The sequence below is a fragment of the Luminiphilus sp. nBUS_07 genome, from assembly GCF_051201685.1.
Lineage (GTDB): Bacteria > Pseudomonadota > Gammaproteobacteria > Pseudomonadales > Halieaceae > Luminiphilus.
Map to the genome: position 1 here is coordinate 829,128 of NZ_CP179213.1, position 14,967 is coordinate 844,094.

The following is a 14,967-nucleotide window of genomic DNA, read 5'->3' on the forward strand; positions in this document are numbered from 1 at the left end:
GTTTCAATGAAAAAGATCGGTGAGATACTCATTGAGGCAGGTAAGGTATCGGAACGCGATATCGATCGTGCTTTGCTGGCTCAGCGGGAAATGGGCGAGCGAATCGGACAGGTGCTCATTAAACTTGGCCTGGTGTCTGAGCTGGATATGATTCAGGCCTTATCTCAGCAGCTGGATATTCCTGTGCTGTTGGGACCAGATTATCCTGATGAGCCGGTCAGCCTACCCGAAATTCCAGAAATCTTTTTGTTGTCTAACGGTGTCGTGCCCGTGAAGCGCACCGATGATTCGGTGGTCTTTGCCGCTTCAGTACCTCAAGACAGCTATCTCAAAAAAGCGTTGGCTATGTCTTTGGACAAAGGGGTCAGCGTGGTATTTGGCCTCGAGACAGATATTGCCAAAGCTCTGGAAGCTCGTGATCAGTCAAGCGCTGACGCTGAAGACGATGATTTTGGAGATCGCTTTTCGGGCCAGAGCGATGACGAGTTTATTGAGCACCTGAAAGATCTTGCCAGTGAGGCGCCCGTCATTCGCTTGGTGAATCAGATCATTCATCGTGCCGTGGATATTTCTGCATCAGATATTCACATTGAGCCCTTTGAGGAGGGCCTCCAACTGCGGTATCGCGTAGACGGCGTGCTGCAGGAACAGCCTGATCCTCCCGGAGCCAATCTTGCGCCTGCGATTGCGTCACGCATAAAACTGCTGTCTGGAATGAACATTGCTGAGCGACGCTTGCCCCAAGATGGTCGCATCATGACGCGAGTAAAAGGCCACGAGCTAGACTTGCGGGTGTCCACTATTCCGACGGTTCACGGCGAGAGCATCGTCATGCGGGTACTCGATCGGGAAAGTATTCGTCTCAGCCTCTCTGATATGGGGTTCTCTGACGATACTCTTGCAAGGTATCAAACCCTATTGGCCAAACCTCATGGGGTACTGCTCGTCACTGGGCCTACCGGTTCGGGTAAAACAACTACGCTTTATGCGTCCTTAGCATCCCTCGACTCTGAGCGGCTAAAAATTATTACTGTGGAAGATCCCGTTGAGTATCAGTTAGAGGGGGTCAATCAAATTCAGGTGCAGGCTCAGATTGAGCTTACCTTTGCGCGCTCACTGCGTTCTATTTTGCGTCAGGATCCCGACATCATCATGATTGGCGAGATGCGCGATACCGAGACGGCCCAAATCGGTGTGCAATCGGCCCTAACGGGCCACTTAGTGCTGTCTACACTTCACACCAATACGGCGGCAGGTGCGATTACGCGACTCGAAGATATGGGTGTTGAGCGGTACCTAATTACTTCATCGGTAAACGGCGTATTAGCCCAACGGCTTGTTCGAACGCTGTGCTCCAGCTGCAAGGAATCGGTAGAGCTTTCTGAGGTCGCCATCCGCAAATACAATCTTCAGCGATTTCTCTCAGATGGGCAGCAAACAGTTTTTCAGGCCAAAGGCTGCGACCAGTGTGGTCACACCGGCTATGTTGGCCGGACGTCAATTCATGAGCTCTTTTTGCTGGATGAGGAGATGCATCGGGTCATTATGGAGGGTGCCGATGCCACTATTTTGCATAGCGCCGCGCGTCGCCAGGGCATGATCACGCTTTACGAAGACGGTCTGCGAAAGGTGGTGCAGGGTCAGACCTCATTGGAAGAGGTTATGCGGGTCACCCAAGACCAAAGCGGTGATGATGACGCCTTAGATTCTGTGCCAATCATCAAAGCTTCACGTACTGAGAACGCCATCGCCTAATGCCAGCTTTTACCTTCAAAGCGGTGGGCCGTGACGGTAAAGCTCAGCAGGGTGTTATTGAGGCAGACGCCCTCGATCTTGCGACCCGTCAGCTGCGTGCCCGAGGTCTAACACCGCTAAAAATTGTAGAGGGGGATGACGAAGCCGACACCAAACCTCCCACTCGGCAAGAAGTTTTGTCTATGACTACCGAGCTGTCGGTGCTGCTAAGAGCGGGTTTGCCTCTCGACAGAGCCCTAAAAGTGCTCATCGACATGGACGGGCAGCCGCGCATGCGAGCGGTGCTCGCCGATTTGTTAAAGGCGGTCAAAGGCGGAAAGTCGTTGTCGTTAGCACTGCAGCCCTACGACGAAATCTTCGGTCCGTTTTATCTCAGCATGGTTAGAGCAGGAGAGGCAAGTGGGCAGCTCTCAGCGGTGCTTGAGCGTCTTGTGGAGCACTTGGAAAGTGCCAAAGCCACTCGAGACTCTATTGTTTCGGCGCTTATTTACCCGGCAATTCTATTGGTTGTGGCGGTGATTTCAGTGGTGGTCATGCTGGGATTTGTCGTGCCGCAGTTTGAAACGTTATTTAACGACATGGGCGATGCTTTGCCCGGCATGACTAAGGCGGTTATTGCTGCGGCGGAATTCATCAAAGCCTGGGGCTTATTGGTTGGGGTGCTGGGTGCTGTGCTGGTGTTGGTGGTGCAGCGCTGGGCGGTGTCTCCCACAGGCAAAAGCGCCATCGATGGACGCCTTTTGTCGCTGCCCATAGCAGGGACTATTGCCTTCGAATATGAGATGGCCAAATTTGCTCGTACCGTGGGTACGCTATTGGGCAACGGGGTTTCGCTCTTAAAGGCTATTCAAATAGCGATTGATACGGTGGGCAATGTGCCGCTTAAAGAAGGCCTTAACGTTTTGCCTGCTGCCGTTAAAGCCGGTAAGCGTATGTCTGTGGCACTCGACGAAACTGAAATGTTTACGCCCATGGTGATTCAGATGACCCGGGTTGGTGAGGAATCGGGACGGCTTGACGACATGATGCTGGAGCTCGCCTCCGTGTTTGAAGATCACGTGGCGTCGGGTGTGAAGCGCCTGCTGACCTTACTCGAGCCGCTATTGATTTTAACAATGGGCGCCATTATTGCGGTCATTATCATCTCAATTTTGATGGGTATCTTGTCTGTGAACGATCTCGCTATTTAACGACAAGCGTTTGAGACTGGGGTTTGCAAAACAGAGGAATAACAATGTATAGAAAACGCAATCAACGTCAGCGTGGTTTTACCCTGATGGAGCTTTTGGTCGTTCTGGCAATATTAGGTTTGTTAGTGAGCTTAGTCGGACCTCAGGTTTTAAATCAGCTAGGTGGAGCGAAATCTAAAACAGCGAAAATTCAAATTCGCGATCTCGAGCAAGCGCTAGAAATGTACAAGCTTGATGTGGGCCGGTTTCCCTCGACCAACGAAGGGATGGAGGCACTGGTTAAAAAGCCCGGTGATGCCACGGGCTGGAACGGACCGTATTTGAAAGGTGGTAAGGTGCCTAAGGATCCCTGGAAGCGCGAGTACAACTATAAGTACCCGGGACAGAATGCTGAGCTCGATATTTTTAGTTACGGGCTAAATGGGTCTCCGGGTGGTGATGGTGAGGACGCTGACGTCAACAACTGGGATTAAATCTCGCGGCTTTACGCTGGTTGAGATCGTTGCAGCCCTCACGGTTGTTGGGCTGGTTTTGGCGGTTGCTGTGCCCCAGTCCATACGCTTTTATGAGTCGGTGCAGTTTCGCGCAGCCGTGCGCGAAACAATAACCTTACTCAATTCTGCCCGCTACGCGGCGGTGGCTAGCGGAGTGCAGCAGGACGTGGTGATCTCACCTAGGGAAGGGCTTATTCAATTTGCCGAGGCGCAAGTTGATTTCGACAGTGATGTCGACATAGCTGCCCATTCGGCGAAAGAAGTGAATCGTAATGGCCTCGGAATTATTCGTTTTTATCACGACGGCGGGGCTAGCGGCGGTGGTATCGACATCGCTCGAGATGGCGGCTACACCGTGAAAATTGCCGTCGATTGGCTGGTTGGCCGAGTCGACGTCGACTTTGGGCGCGAAGATGATTAATAACCGTCGCAAGCAAAAGGGTTTTTCCCTGTTGGAGGCGATGGTTGCCATCTCAATTTTGGGTATTGCCCTCGGTGGCCTGTACAGCGCTGCGTCGGGTGCTACCCGTAATGTTCGTGCCGATGAGCGCTATGCCTTTGCCGTCGAGTTAGGCCGTTCATTATTGGCCGATAACGTTCAGGTACCCAAGTCAGGTATTAGCGATAACGGCGTCACCGCCGGGGGCTTCAAGTGGTCTGTCGCTACTCGCCCGGCCCCCCTAGGACGCTCGGGGCTCGATGAAGGGGCTCTGCAGGAGATTGAGATCATTGTCAGTTGGGCAGACGGATTGCGCGATCGTCGCATTCGACTGGACTCAGTAGTTGAAGGGCTGCCCTCCGATGAGCCGCGGTTGTGATGCCGCAGTCTCGGGGTTTTACATTAATTGAAGTAATTGTGGCCCTAGGGATTCTTTCCCTGATCATGCTGGCCACGGTCAGCGGCTACCGAACTCTGGGTAATACCGCCAGCACCATTGATCGCATGACCGATCGCACCGACGAGTTGCGCAGCGTGAGTGCGTTCCTTCGCGATGCGTTGGAGAACGCGGTCGTTGGAACGGAAAGTGGTGGCGGTGATGAAATGACCTTTGGCGGCTCGGCGAGCAGTGCGGGGCCTGTGGCGTTTTTTAAGGTGACTCAGGGGAGTCTGGAGTGGCGTGCCAAAATTTTATTTGGTGAGGCCTACGGTGGAAGCTACTTTCTTCGCTTGGCGAGGCAGCAGGACGAGCTGGTGCTGCAATGGCAGGAACCTGCCGGACAGTTTGAACCCGGCGTTTGGACAAATGCACCCTCAAGAACAGTGCTGGATAACCTTCAGAATTTTGAGGTCTGGACCCGAATGGATGCTCAGTCGAAGTGGGTTCAATCGAACATTCAGGATGAGACCCCGGGTCATGTGAAATTAGTGATTAAGGCTAATGATCGATTTTGGCCAGAGCTCATAATGACGGTGCAGCGATGATCCCCCGCAATAAAAATTGCCTGGGTCGCTCACCTGTGCAGCAGCGCGGCGTAGCACTAGGCATTGTCGTGTGGTTTATCGCGGGTATGGCGCTGTTGGTTTCGGGCATTATTGCCGAGGCAAGAATTGATACGCGGATGGCGCAAATACACTACTTCAGGGCTCAGGCTGCCGCTGCTGGGGATGGTGCCATCAATTTAGCCTTGGCAGAGCAGGAGGGTATGCGAGCGAGCGGCCAACCCGGGGCTGATCGCCTGCAAAATTACCAGATTGGCCCAAGATCGGTGGAAGTGCGGATGATTCCGGCGGGTGTGTTCGTCAACATAAGCAGCGAAGACTTACAGGGGCTGCGATTGCTGTTTAACGAGGCTGCGTCTCAGGCTCAGCGGCAAGGTATTTTTTGGGAAGGATCTCCCTCGGCCTTGGCAGCTGCCGTGATAGAATTTCGCGATGGCGTGGGTGGGCGAAGAGGCGGCACATTCCACAGTCCTGAAGACTTACTGAGAGTGCCGGGGGTGACCCGGGGTGTTTATGAGGCGGTGAGGAGTTACATCACAGTTGGTGATCTCGCTGGAGGATTTCAGGGCGATGACCAGACCGTGGAGTCAAGGCTAAATGAGCTTACAGCAGCAATGATAGGTGACGGTCCAACGGTGCGAGGGCCGACACAACATGCAGCAAAGTCTTTAAGGATAGATGCAATAGTGAAGATTGGTGATAAAGAGTGGCTGCGTCGGCGTTGGGCGACCCTCGATGAGGGGGGTTACTCAATGCTGCCCTGGCGGTTTGTTCGCACCGAAGCTGCGCGTCCCGTTGTGAAGGGGGGCTGACTCCTTGGCGAGTAGAAATCAATTTGAGGTTTTTGGGGTTGATGTCCGCGATTATGGTCAGCTGTGGCTTCTCGCTTGGCGTGATTTCTTGTTTGGTGATGATTCTCCCGTTCGCAGTGCCTTAGATTCTCAGGTCACTCTTAGGCACTCAGACGGAACATCGGCGTGTTATCAGGCGAGTACCCGGGTTGAGGGTGGAAGTGCATTCTCTCAGGCCTATGCGATTCCCGAGGACCTTGTTTTAACTCGTAGTCTTTCGCTTCCCTCTATTGCCGAGGCAGATCTCGAGGCTGCGCTGCATTTGGAGATTGCTGCTTGTTCACCTTTTAGTGCTGACGATACTGCGTCAGGTTGGCGCATCACTCGAGGTGCAGACAAACGAACGCTGACCGTTGATCTGGTCATTGCTTCACGCACCGCCGTCATGGGATTTCTCGGTGAACACTTCACCCTAACTGACCCCAGCGAGCCTGAGGTTTGGGCAGAGACTGGCAGTCACTGGGTTAGGCTGCGGGGGTTTGGCGAGGAGCCCCGAGAAGCTGATTATCGTCGTCGCATCATTCGATCTGGGCTCTTACTCACACTCTGCCTCGGCGTGTTTTTACTTATGGCTGGCCTGTCCGTCATCATGTCAGGACGGGAGCTGGCGGCGTTAGAGGCGCTGCGCGACGAGGCTTCATTGGAGGCGCGTAGTGCGATAGCGTCGCGGGATCAGCTGGCCGCCACGAACGCGGCTATTGTTGAGCTCAATAAACTGAGTTTGCTTTTGCCCAATCCGCAGCCAGAAATCCACCGACTTACGCTGTTGTTGCCCGACTCCGCCTATGTGACGCAGTTCACTCAAGAGGGGCGTTCGATTCGGTTGCGTGGGCGTGGCACTGATGCAGCATCATTGCAGCAAGCGATGACCGAAGAGTCAGCTTTTAAGCAAGTGACCGCCCCTCAAGCGATCAGTCGAGTCGGCAACACAGGTCTTGAGCAATTTTTTCTCGATATACAGCTGAAGGTGGTGCCGTGAGACTGTGGGTGCAAGTACATCGTCGCAGCGCCATACTAGTGATGCTCACTTTCGCTGTGCCGTTATATTTATTTGCGGTGGCGATGGGAGCCATGCTGTCGACCCGGGGTGAATATCGCGAAGAAATTAGCAGCATTGAGCCCCGTGTGGCTAGGATGCAGGGGCTCATTGCGAAAGAGGAACAAATTCAACAATCTCTGGCAGGGGTTAACACGGTCGTTGCAGACCATATCTACCCTGAAAGCTCTGCTGCCGAGGCGGTTGCAGCTTCCTTGCAGGCCGAAGCTCGTCGAATTCTCTCTAATGCGGGTATGAACATTACCAACAGCCAGGTTTTGAGGCCGCGCAAACGAGATCAATTTGACTATGTAGCCGTGAAAATCGTCGCTAGGGGCACCCTAGCCCAGTTAGACCAAGGACTGTCCGAGCTGGATCAATTCCGTCCTGTTATCTTTGTTGAGTCACTTGACGCATTTCCCAATCGGCGACGTCGCAAACAAGAGACAGCAACGCAGGTGCTAACCGTTTCCCTGCAATTGCTATCTTTGAGGTCTGTGTTGTGACAGGGCTAAAATCATGGATAACTCGTTACCAGATTCAACAAAATCCGTTGAAAACTGAAAGACGAATCGAGCTAGCTGTTCTTGTGCTGCTGGCTTTATTTGTGACCAGTGCAGTGTTCAGTGGCTTGCGTTCACTGGCGAATAGTGAGCCTGATCCCGTGTTTCCCTCGGCCGACTCGTTGGCAGTGCAGGCGCTAAACTTAGACGCAGGTCTCACTGCGGAGCAGGCCGCAGAAATTTTGAGCCGACCTTTGTTTTGGCAGAGCCGCAGGCCTCTTGTGCCGCCACCGAAGGTTGTGGCGAAACCCAAACCCAAAGCCCCAAAAAAGCTCAAAGGTGTCGTGCTCATGGGCGTTTACGGTGCAGGTGATGGTTTGGGGTTGATTGCTACGGTTGATGGCGTGTTTAGCCGGATCAGTAAAGGTCAGTCGGTAAAGGGCTGGAAGTTCAGTGATTATGAAGACGGTGCAGCGGTCTTCGTGAGTGGCGGCAAAAAGTCAGTGCTCCCCTTGGAGCTGACAGCGCCTAGCGTGAAAATTGTGGCGGTGCCTAAAGCCAATAATTCCTTGGCAAAAGAATCCATTGAAGCAAACAGCCCTGAGGAGGATGGCGGTGGCGGCCTCACTTTCGGTGGTTCATCGAAATGAACAGTAAAAAAGGAAGTTCATGCGACAGATATATGTACTTAGCACATCGTCATTTGCGTCAATGCTGTTCGGCGGTAGTTTGAATGATGAAGCAACGCAATAACCTTGCGAATGCTTGGGAAGAGCTTTTGCAGTGATGATTAAGCAGCGTAGAGCGCGTCCTCTGTATCATCAGTCTGTTAGGGCAACTTAAAAATGATTACACAGGATTACAAAGATTAAAAATTATTAGAGACCAGGGTAAATCACGGTTAACCGCCACTGGCCACTGTTAGGCAGCGTCCAACAAGAGATAGTAAGTATGGAACACAAACAAAAGACATCAACAAAGCGAGGGGTGCCGGGGTTGCGTAATTCCCCGGTGAGCACTTCAATTCTGCTGGTGCTGGTGGCTTCCGTAATGGGATGCGCCGATATGAGCACCAAAGCGCCCGCTAATAAAGCGATCGACGCAGACGAACCCTTAGCCCAATCGGCATCGTCCTTAGCGAAGGGGGAAATAGAGCCCGATGAAGTGGTGGATGCCGAAGCCATCAAATACCGAGGTAATGATCAGGTTGTCGGCTTGCCTCCGGCGAGGGACCCGATCAGCTTTGTCGGAGACGCGGTTGCTTTGAGTTTTGAAAATGCGCCTTTGAGCGAGGTTACACACGCGATACTCTCCGACGTTCTAGGCATCGATTACCTGGTCGATGGGCCCATTCCCGGTGAGGTAACGTTACGTACTAGAACGCCGATTGAGCGTGACCAGTTGCTGTCGGTGCTTGAATCTTTACTGAAAGCTAACAATGTGTTGCTCATTCGAGGCCGAGACAACCGCTTTATTGTAAGCAGCTCCCAGGCGGCGGCCCAGTTGGTGCCCCGCGTTGTCAGCCGTGACGAGCAGGTTGCCGGCTACTCTACGATGGTGGTTCCGCTGCAGTACATCAGTGCAGGGGGTATGGCTGAAATCCTTAAGCCTCTGGCCGAAGAAAAAGCCTTTGTACGAGTCGACAATACGCGCAACCTGTTAATGCTTGCGGGCACCCAGGCCCAGCTCACGGGATGGCTTGAAATTATCGAGACTTTTGATGTGGACATGCTCGAAGGAATGTCAGTCGGGCTTTTTCCGTTGCAATACAGCGGCGTCGAAGAGCTGGTCGAAGCGCTAAACCAGTTGCTCACAGAGGCCTCTGCCGAAGAGGGCGCTGGGGGGCTGACTGATATCGTTCGGGTTATGCCCTTCGTCCGCCTCAACAGTGTGATGGTAATTACACCAAGAGCACACTATCTCGACAGGATGGAAATCTGGATTGAGCGATTAGATCGAGCACCCGAGAATGGCGCCGAAAAACGCTTGTATGTGTACCCCGTGCAAAATACCACGGCCAGTCGCTTGGCGATGCTGCTCACCAGTATTTATTCTGGAGGCTCGCAAAGTGGCGGTGGCCGTTCAGCCTTAGATAACCGCAATACGGCGCCGGGCATGAATCAGGAGAGCATCGGTGGGGGCAACTCTCGAGGCGGGGTAGGGCGCAACGGTAACAACAATAACCGTCGAACCGGTTCTGGCTCTCGTGGCGGGAACGGGGGCGGTACAACGGTGTCGGCGTTGCAGCTTGATGCTGGCAACGGCGATGGTAACAACGAAGTCGCCGAGGTTCGGGTCGTTGCAGACGAAGAAAACAACTCCTTGATGATTTATTCCACGGGCATGCAATACAAAACCATAAAAGCCGCCGTCGAAAAGCTCGACGTACCGCCAACCCAAGTGTTAATTGAAGCGAGTATTGTGGAGGTTACGTTAAACGATCAGCTGAAGTACGGATTGGAATGGACGTTTAATAACCAGCTAGGAGGCTCAGATTATTCTGGTATTGGTGTGATTTCCGACGGTCAGTTCAACTTTGGCGGCGCTGAGGGTGCCGTGGCACAGCTGGCTCAAGGGTTTAGTTATACCGTTTCGGGTGGGAACGGCGTGGTGGCGGTACTCAAAGCGTTGGCCACAGAATCACTGGTGAATGTGATTTCCACACCTTCAGTCATGGTACTTGATAATAATGTAGCCACGATTCAGGTAGGAGATCAGGTACCCATCAATAGCGGTTCAACCATCGCCCCCGGCGGTAACACCATTCAAAACGTTAGTTACAAAGACACTGGAGTGCAGTTAACGGTGCGCCCGTCGGTGAATGCGGGCGGTTTGGTGACTTTGGACGTACTTCAGACTGTGACCGACGTTGGCAATATTGATGTCACCGGCAATCGACGCTTTTTGGAGCGCAGTATTGAAAGCCGGGTAGCCGTGCGCTCGGGTGAGTCAGTTGTCCTGGGCGGTCTAATCCGGGAGAACGCCTCTAATAACGAAAATGGTGTGCCCTGGTTACACAAGGCGCCGATTATTGGGCCCTTGTTTGGCACCACAGAAAAGATCCGAGACCGAACTGAACTGCTGGTGATTCTCACGCCTAGGGCGTTGTATAACGATGAGGAGCTCCGTCAGGCCAGCGACGAAATGCGGGATCAAATCAGAAATTTCGAATTAATTGAGCAATAATTAACTTTTTTATGTTGGTAAAAATTGTGACTTTTCAGTGGAATAAGAAGGGTTTTGAATCGTCAAAGTTACTGAAATCAGTGATTTTTGGGCTGATTTTAGGGGTCATGGCAGGTTGTTCTGCCCCTAGAGATCTTGCTGGATCAGAAAATAATGTTTTGATTCAAAGGGTTAGCGAGCGTTGGCGGTGTTTGGAGCGAAATGACTACGCGTGTGCGTATCAATACCTTTCTCCAAGCTATCGCGAGGTGTTTAGCTATGAAATGTACCGTAGCCGGTACTTTTCAAACCTTGAGCGAGTGTTGACAGGGGTCAAAGTGGTTGCCTATGATCGCAATGCAGCTGTAGCGAGTGTGAGGGTCGGGGTCATGTCCATGCCTCTCAAAACTATGTCTTCAGCTTCGCGGGCCAACGTGGCTACGCCAGCAGTTATTTCTGAAGCATGGCTTTGGAGTAATGGAACATGGTGGTATCACGAGGGCTTGTAGGACTGGTGGTGTTAACAGCTGGCTGCAGCTAGTGTAGCGCTAGCACAATGAACCTTAGGTTTACGTGAAAAAAAAACAGACTTTAGGAGTCTCCTATGAAGCAGTTTCAACAGTACGGATTGGCAGCAGCGGTGGCATCAATTGCTGCTGGGTCGATCGCAGTAAACGCAACAGAAGTATCCAAGTCAGAAGCTGGTGACTTGGCAATCATTCCGTACTACACCGTTCTGGACGGTAAGAATACGGGTATGCACATCATCAACACAACCGATAGCACGCAGGTTGTAAAAGTACGGCTGCGTCGTGGTGCAGATTCAAAAGACGCACTGGACTTCAACATCGTCATGTCTCCTCGAGATGAGTGGACCGCCAACATTGGTGCGGGTGGCGATAATGGTGTTTTGGTCACCACCAACGATACAACTTGTACAGTTCCTGAGTTTCCTGCAGGTGGTGCTTCAATGCCTGACACTTACGCTGAAGGCGCAACTGAAGGTTACGTAGAAATCATTGCCATGGGACAGCCGTTGAACGAAGACATGGGTCTGGCTGTAGCTGCAGAGCATGGCAAAACGGGTGTTCCAGCAAGTTGTGCGCTTGTTCGAGAGCATTTTTACCGAGTGGCTCCTACTAACGTTGCAAATCCGTCGGTTAGGGGTGTGCACACTTCTAGCCTGCTGAGTTCAGGCGTGTGTAGTGCAACTGCTGTGGCTGCCGCCACTGCTGGTCAACTTTGCAATGATTCTGCGGACGCGATTGCTCTCGGTGGCTCATATATTGGTGCTGGAGAGTCTGACTCGGATAAGGCCATAGCTGCTTACAACCTTTCTGTGCTTGGCACACCAGCCCCGGCGGCATTGAAGGTGTCTTACTTCGTTACCGATTCATCAGGTGGTCTTGAAGCCGGAGACAATGCTTTCATGGTGGAAGGCTTTGCTGGTGGCCCAATGGCCACTAACCAGCAGCCATTGTCTTTTGGTACGGCGGGTAAGCTTCAGTACGATCCACTAAACTTCGAACTGCCTAACCTAGCTTACGGTGCTTATCCTTCGTCGGTAGGTGCACGGCAAGCCGCTGGCGCGCAACCTTTATCACCCATTGGTAGTGGCGCTATGTTCGAAGAGCTGCGAGCAGCAATCGACACTAACGCATTGATCAATGACTGGGCTGCGTTTGAGACTGCTGACGGTACTGTTGCGACCGATTGGGTTGTTACTCTTCCAGGTCAGTACGCGATGAATAACCCCATTTGTGACTTGTACGATTCATACACATCCGCGGCAACAGCCTGTAAGTTTAAGGCGAAAGCTACAGACATAGTTGGCTTCATCAGCAGTGCTGGTGTGCTGGATGACGACGAGTTGCCGCTGGTTCTGGCTTCTAACGTTGCAGATAGCAATACCGGTGAAAACTCACGGTTGTTGCTCTGGGATCGTGAAGAGCAAAGCTTGAACGGTAGCGATCCAGTGTCGCAAGATGGTCTAGGGTTCTCGCCAGGCGGTAGCGCTGGAGACCCAACCGAGGTTGCTTACCTTAACCGTGAAGTTAACGTTCTGGTTTTTGGTGCTGCGGACTCTGACGGTGTACTTGGCTCTGCTGAACTTCAATCCGAAGAGTACGGGCTGAAAGTTGTGGCAACTCCAGATGGTGGTGATCGTGGATGGGCTCAGCTCACTATCGATCCTCTGAATGCTGCACCAGGACTGTGGTCTGTTGGTACGGACGCACCTGACGACAATGAAGACGTAGATCCAAACGCGACAAATGGATTTGGTGAAATCACTGATCTGCCTGTTGCCGGTCATACGATGGCAATTGGTTTCGCTGTTTGGGAGCGATCTTTCGCTGACCAAGCGGGTAACTACAGTCGTATGGTTGAGCACTCAACCATTACTTCTGCAGGGTCTACTCGTTAAGCTCTAGCGAAAAAGTACCGAAAGCCGACCCGTGAGGGTCGGCTTTTTTTTTGAAATTTTTATGGTGTCTAGGCGATGAATAGCTCAGTTAATTTTGTCTCAGGTGTAAGCAAGTATGTGGGTGGTGTGCTATGCGTTGTCCTTACTTCATTAGTCACTTTATCTTCAATTGCCTCGGATGATTCAGCTATTGCTGCTTATGACGGGCTCAGCATTGGGGCTAAAGAATTAGCGTTTATTGTTAAATATGCGCCGCCGAGTGTTCAACAAGAAGTAAAAGTCAATCCTGCTGCGCGATACGAGCTATTGGCGAATGCTATTGTAACCAAGCGCATTTTTCGTCAATTGGAGACGCTTAATAAAGGCGCAGACCAAGACGACTACTTAAGATTACAGTTTAAAATTCTTGAGCTAGCACGAGAGTTCGATCGCAAGCTGTTTCAAAGAGATCTGGTAATACCAAATTTTGACGCCGTTGCTGAGGAGCGTTATCGGACCACAGGCAAAGACATTGCAAGGAAGCCTGAAACACGGTTGCTATCGCATATTCTGCTTTTATGCACGGAACAATGTGACGTTGAAATAAAGCAAGCCGAGTTGACACGTTTGAGAGATCGATTAATCGCCGGCGAGTCGTTCTCTGATCTTGCTGCAGAATTTTCTCAAGACCCGGGCAGTCGGCAGCGGGGTGGGCGTCTTAGTCGACCTATTGCTTTGGAGGATGTTGGTGTCGATGAAACGTTTCGAGAAACGGCTTTTTCATTGTCTGAAGCCGGTGACATTAGTGAAATCGTTCGTAGTCAGTTTGGTTTTCATATCATGCGGCTAGAGAAGGTTAATCCTTCTCGTTTGTACACCTTTGAAGAGGCGAAACCTGCTCTGCTTAAAGAGATAGAGCAGCGTTTCCGTCAAGATGCCTACAAGGCCTATTTTTTGTCGCTTGGCCCTGGTGATGAGATGGAGATCGACTACCAAGCTTTAGAGAGCTTGCTAGGCCCGTTAATCGACTCCTAGGGCCATTACCCCAGTGATTAAGCACAAAGCGAGTCGCGTATGAGTAAGAGGAGGCATGACCTTCCACACTTGTGCCATGGCGCAGACAAGTCCCTGGTTTTTTGAGTAGCATTGGAACGAGGATTACTGGCAAGTTTGAGTAAGGCAAACCGGACTAAAGCGCTGAATATTGTTGTAGGCAACAGTTTTAGCTTTAGTCCGCGCTATAGTTAAGTTTGGTGAGTAAACGATTTACGCGGGGGGTCGTTGCCAGCTTGGCGTGGCTCTTATAACGACCGAACGACGTGGGTCTTTGAATTTTTGAGAGGAAGGGCTGCGCGCTCTGTGCCTCTACATCAAGTTTCAGAAACTTACCAAGACGAGCGAGTGAAGCTTGTGGCTCTTGAAAAAGAGTTTCGAAACGCAAAATAAGCACTCTGCTGGGTGTTTGGGCCTTAATACCCATCACGCGCTCTTGAGTGGCACACCAAAAAGCCAGCGAGTCGTCGGGTGAATCGACGCTTATGGTTCGGTTGAGTAATTGTTTTCCCCAAACTTTAAGCTGAGTTTGATTGCGACTATGCGCCATGTCCAGGCCGTGACGGACGACGTGTATGTATTTAAGTTGGGGCATGGCAGCCAATAGAAAAGGCAAAAATAAGTGCGTATTGGGCTCCTTCCACCCCCACAAAGAGCTTGTTGCAGTCTGTGACGAGCACAAGGCCGTCAGGCGATCCTCGAGGTTTCCAGCCTCTATCCATGAGCCTTCACTTCGTATCGCGTTCAATGTTGTGTCAAAGTCAGGCTCCATATTTGAGGTGCTTTCCCTTGCGTATAGTTGCCCCCTAGCGTTGAGATAAATCCGCAGCGCCTGCTCAAGTTGAATTTGATGGCTCTTTAGGGGCCATAAGCTCGGCCGTTTGAATAACGCGGTAAACCCCAAATCATCTAATGATTCGTTGAGGTCTGATCCCATATTAAAGCCTAAAGTCTGAAGCAGTTGGGTAACGACCCGAGTGCCACTGCCGCCAATGCCGCCAATTACTATCGGTGCCGCCTCAGAGACTATGGGGCTGTTAATGAATAAATTTCTATCAGATACACTCATGCCGTG

The 14,967-nt window shown here is 51.8% G+C and carries 15 protein-coding genes; 14 read left to right on the forward strand and 1 reads right to left on the reverse strand.

Annotated features, from left to right (window positions below; translation table 11 throughout):
* Nucleotides 1-6: 6 nt before the first annotated feature.
* The 14 genes from ACMAZB_RS03745 to ACMAZB_RS03810 all read left to right on the forward strand — a co-directional run bounded on the left by ACMAZB_RS03745 (nt 7) and on the right by ACMAZB_RS03810 (nt 13,874).
* The gene (locus ACMAZB_RS03745) at nt 7-1,755 is read left to right on the forward strand and encodes a GspE/PulE family protein (protein WP_435219458.1); all 1,749 of its coding nucleotides are present in this window, start codon (nt 7-9) and stop codon (nt 1,753-1,755) included.
* A complete protein-coding gene (locus ACMAZB_RS03750; RefSeq protein WP_435219459.1) occupies nt 1,755-2,945 on the forward strand; it encodes a type II secretion system F family protein in 1,191 nt (396 codons plus the stop codon). The genes ACMAZB_RS03745 and ACMAZB_RS03750 overlap by 1 nt, the downstream gene beginning before the upstream one ends.
* Before the next feature lie 44 nt (nt 2,946-2,989).
* Nucleotides 2,990-3,418 (forward strand): type II secretion system major pseudopilin GspG, encoded by a 429-nt coding sequence (gene gspG / locus ACMAZB_RS03755; protein WP_435219460.1) that lies wholly within the window; start codon nt 2,990-2,992, stop codon nt 3,416-3,418.
* Entirely contained in the window at nt 3,384-3,860 is a 477-nt protein-coding gene (locus tag ACMAZB_RS03760) for a pilus assembly FimT family protein (RefSeq protein WP_435220055.1), read from the forward strand. The genes gspG and ACMAZB_RS03760 overlap by 35 nt, the downstream gene beginning before the upstream one ends.
* The gene (locus tag ACMAZB_RS03765) at nt 3,853-4,257 is read left to right on the forward strand and encodes a type II secretion system protein (RefSeq protein WP_435219461.1); all 405 of its coding nucleotides are present in this window, start codon (nt 3,853-3,855) and stop codon (nt 4,255-4,257) included. The genes ACMAZB_RS03760 and ACMAZB_RS03765 overlap by 8 nt, the downstream gene beginning before the upstream one ends.
* Nucleotides 4,257-4,862 carry a PulJ/GspJ family protein gene (locus ACMAZB_RS03770; protein WP_435220056.1) on the forward strand — a complete coding sequence of 202 codons (606 nt, stop codon included), beginning with the start codon at nt 4,257-4,259 and terminating at the stop codon, nt 4,860-4,862. Before ACMAZB_RS03765 ends, ACMAZB_RS03770 begins: the two co-directional genes overlap by 1 nt.
* Nucleotides 4,859-5,692: a hypothetical protein gene (locus tag ACMAZB_RS03775; RefSeq protein WP_435219462.1), complete on the forward strand. Its 834-nt coding sequence runs from the start codon at nt 4,859-4,861 to the stop codon at nt 5,690-5,692. Before ACMAZB_RS03770 ends, ACMAZB_RS03775 begins: the two co-directional genes overlap by 4 nt.
* Nucleotides 5,693-5,696: 4 nt before the next feature.
* The gene (locus tag ACMAZB_RS03780; protein WP_435219463.1) at nt 5,697-6,710 is read left to right on the forward strand and encodes a PilN domain-containing protein; all 1,014 of its coding nucleotides are present in this window, start codon (nt 5,697-5,699) and stop codon (nt 6,708-6,710) included.
* On the forward strand, nt 6,707-7,273 hold the full coding sequence (gene gspM / locus ACMAZB_RS03785) for a type II secretion system protein GspM (RefSeq protein ID WP_435219464.1): 567 nt from the start codon (nt 6,707-6,709) through the stop codon (nt 7,271-7,273). The genes ACMAZB_RS03780 and gspM overlap by 4 nt, the downstream gene beginning before the upstream one ends.
* A gap of 101 nt (nt 7,274-7,374) precedes the next feature.
* Nucleotides 7,375-7,920: a hypothetical protein gene (locus ACMAZB_RS03790; RefSeq protein ID WP_435219465.1), complete on the forward strand. Its 546-nt coding sequence runs from the start codon at nt 7,375-7,377 to the stop codon at nt 7,918-7,920.
* Between the two features lie 301 nt (nt 7,921-8,221).
* Nucleotides 8,222-10,456: a type II secretion system secretin GspD gene (gspD, locus tag ACMAZB_RS03795; RefSeq protein ID WP_435219466.1), complete on the forward strand. Its 2,235-nt coding sequence runs from the start codon at nt 8,222-8,224 to the stop codon at nt 10,454-10,456.
* Nucleotides 10,457-10,467: 11 nt separating this feature from the next.
* Nucleotides 10,468-10,944 carry a hypothetical protein gene (locus tag ACMAZB_RS03800; protein WP_435219467.1) on the forward strand — a complete coding sequence of 159 codons (477 nt, stop codon included), beginning with the start codon at nt 10,468-10,470 and terminating at the stop codon, nt 10,942-10,944.
* Nucleotides 10,945-11,039: 95 nt separating this feature from the next.
* Nucleotides 11,040-12,860, forward strand: a complete 1,821-nt coding sequence (locus tag ACMAZB_RS03805) for a hypothetical protein (protein WP_435219468.1) — start codon at nt 11,040-11,042, stop codon at nt 12,858-12,860.
* A gap of 75 nt (nt 12,861-12,935) precedes the next feature.
* Nucleotides 12,936-13,874 carry a peptidylprolyl isomerase gene (locus ACMAZB_RS03810; protein WP_435219469.1) on the forward strand — a complete coding sequence of 313 codons (939 nt, stop codon included), beginning with the start codon at nt 12,936-12,938 and terminating at the stop codon, nt 13,872-13,874.
* A gap of 193 nt (nt 13,875-14,067) precedes the next feature.
* On the opposite strand, the gene ACMAZB_RS03815 is transcribed toward ACMAZB_RS03810, so the two are convergent.
* Nucleotides 14,068-14,961 (reverse strand): sulfotransferase, encoded by an 894-nt coding sequence (locus ACMAZB_RS03815; protein ID WP_435219470.1) that lies wholly within the window; start codon nt 14,959-14,961, stop codon nt 14,068-14,070.
* Nucleotides 14,962-14,967: the final 6 nt, after the last annotated feature.